The organism is Sphingomonas sp. NPDC019816 (assembly GCF_050274375.1).
Taxonomy (GTDB): Bacteria; Pseudomonadota; Alphaproteobacteria; order Sphingomonadales; family Sphingomonadaceae; genus Sphingomonas.
Genome location: NZ_JBNNOB010000239.1, coordinates 1 through 2,526, shown reverse-complemented (window position 1 = coordinate 2,526; position 2,526 = coordinate 1). Strand labels below are relative to the sequence as shown.

Genomic DNA, 2,526 nt, shown 5'->3' with positions numbered 1-2,526 from the left:
CAGGCTGAGCGAAGTCGAAGCCCACGCGATACGGCCAACCACAAACCCCTTGCCCTGCGCCCCATTCCCGCTACAGCCGCCCGCAGTCAGAGGGCCGGGCGGCCGCGGCCTCGGGTAACCGGGGGCGAGGAAAGTCCGGGCTCCATGGAACAACGGTGCCGGGTAACGCCCGGCGGGGGCGACCCCAGGGACAGTGCCACAGAGAGCAGACGGCCACGGCTTCGGCCAGGTCAGGGTGAAAGGGTGCGGTAAAAGCGCACCGCGGGTCCGGTAACGGAAACGGCATGGCAAACCCCACCGGGAGCAAGACCGAATAGGGATGGCATGGCGCCGCAAGGCGTCGGGGCGCGTTCCCGCCCGCTATCCGGGTTGGTTGCTTGAGGCGATGTGCAAGCATCGTCCTAGAAGAATGGTCGCCCATCCGGCTTTTGCCGGTGGACAGAACCCGGCTTACAGGCCCTCTGGCTTTCCACCCCGAAATGGGGCAGCTTCCTTGCCGCAAGAGCTTGGGAGGGCTTTGGGGTATCATGACATCGACGATTTTCGCGCGCGCCGGTCTGGTCGGACTGGTCGTCGCCACCGGTACGGCCGCCATCGCGCAGCAGGCGGCGACGCCCGCCGCCAAGCCCAGCGCGCAGCAGCAATATGACGCGGCCACCGCGTTGGATCAAGGAACCGACGCCAACGCCGCGCTGGCGGCCTGGACCGCGTTCACCGCGCGGTTCGAACCGGGCACGCGGACCTGGGCGATCGGTACGGTGCGCAAGGGCGGGGCGCTGTACCGTCTGGCGCGCCTGGACGAGGCGGCCAAGACCATCCGCACCGGTCTGGCTGCGCTACCGGCCAAGGATGCGACGCTTTCCGGGGATCGCTTCAACGCGCATGTCATGCTCGGCAAGATCGCGGCGGACTCGCTCGACTATGCCGACGCGACTGCCGAATATGGCAAGGCCGAGGCGGCGGCGACCGATGACGCGACCCGTGTGGCCGCGTTGTTAGCGGGCGCCCGTGTGCAGACCTTCACCGATCCGGCCGCCGCGCTGGCCGCATTGGACCGCGCCGATGCCATCGCCGCCCGGATGAATCTGGGCAAGACGGACCAGGCGGCGCTGGCGCAGGCGCGGCTGCGCTTGTATCTGAACACCGGCCATTTCGCCGAGGCGAACAAGATGGCGCCGCGCGTCGTCAGCCTGTTGGGCGGCCTGACCCTGAGCAAGGTCGATCTGCGCGATGTCGCCGCGCGATCCGATGCGGCGATGGCGGCGCTATTGTCGCATGATGAGGACAAGGCGCGCGAATATATGGCCTATACCGGGGCCGGGCGGTCGGCGAAGGGCAATTTCGTGGCGGCCAGCCTGATGACGCCACCCGAATGTGGCGGCGAGGCGAATTTGAAGCCCGATGACGTCGCCGTCATTCAATTCGGCGTCGGCGACGACGGCACCACCTTCGGCGTGGAGCCCGTTTACTCCTCGGGCGGCGGGGAAAAGGCATTGGCCTTTGCGCGGGCCGTGCGCGGATGGGTGTGGACGCCCGACGATATGAAGACCTTGCCACCGTTCTTCCGCTACAGCGTGCGGCTGGAGATGCGATGCTCGACCTCGTTCGCGCGGCCGTCGATCTGGCAGGAATTCGATGGCGCTTTCGACGATTGGCTGAAGGCCAAGGGCGTCGCGCGGGCGGGATCGGATGTCGCGGCGCGGGGCGGCGGTGGCGCCGTCCTGGATGCGCAGCGTGCCGCCATGAACGCGGCGGCCGGGCAAGCGCCCGCCATGCTCGCGGCGATCGATACGTTGTCGCGCAACCCGGTTGTCGGCATGGAGGAGCGGCAGGCGTTGCTGACCAAGGCCGATACGCTCATCGCGGCGCAGCCTGACATGCCGGCCCTGGCCAAGCTCCGATTCGCCATCGCCACGCGGTCGCTTCGGCGGCGCGAAGTGTGGCGTGACCGGGACTATGCGGCCCTCATGTCGCCGCTGCTGACCGAAAAGCCCTATGTCGATGACGTCCAGGCACGCAACGCGCTGCGCCTGGTCATCGCCGATGCCATACCCTGGAAGGACAGCGATCCCTATCTTCAACAGGTGGTGGACGACGCCGCGCTGCCGGCGCGCGATCCGCTCAAGGTCGGCGCGCTGATCCGGCTGGCCTCGATCGCACAGCGGCGCGGCAACAGCGAACTGGCGCGTCAGACTTTCGAGAAGACCGGGCTTGCCGCCTCGCAATGCGCCACGCTCGATGCAAAGCCCAAGCCGGTGTTCCTGAACAACGGTTCGTCCTCCTTCCCCCAGGAGGCGCAGCGCTGGGGGTTCGAGGGCTGGGTGAGGAACCAGTACGATATCGACGCCGCCGGCCGCGCGCAGAATATCCGCACCCTCGTCAGCTATCCGCCCTTCATCTTCTCGACCGCGTCGGAAAAGATGATGCAGGGTGCCCGCTTCGACAAAAGCTATCGTCCCGACGGCGGGCTGGGCTGCGGCGCGAGCGTCACCGGCGTGTGCTTCCAGCTGCCGGGCTGAGACCGGC

Annotated in this window: 1 protein-coding gene and 1 other RNA gene; both read left to right on the top strand. The window is 67.8% G+C overall.

Annotated elements, in window-relative coordinates; genetic code table 11:
• The first annotated feature begins 86 nt into the window (after nucleotides 1-86).
• An RNA gene (gene rnpB, locus ACQKJZ_RS18985) (RNase P RNA component class A) lies at nucleotides 87-469 on the top strand.
• 58 nt (nucleotides 470-527) lie between these two features.
• Complete coding sequence (locus ACQKJZ_RS18980; protein WP_427733218.1) at nucleotides 528-2,519, top strand: hypothetical protein; 1,992 nt, start codon at nucleotides 528-530, stop codon at nucleotides 2,517-2,519.
• Nucleotides 2,520-2,526 lie beyond the last annotated feature (7 nt).

Bases quoted from the DNA above. Each gene is read 5' to 3' on its own strand.
- ACQKJZ_RS18980 (WP_427733218.1), top strand. From the start codon at position 528: ATGACATCGACGATTTTCGCGCGCGCCGGTCTGGTCGGACTGGTCGTC.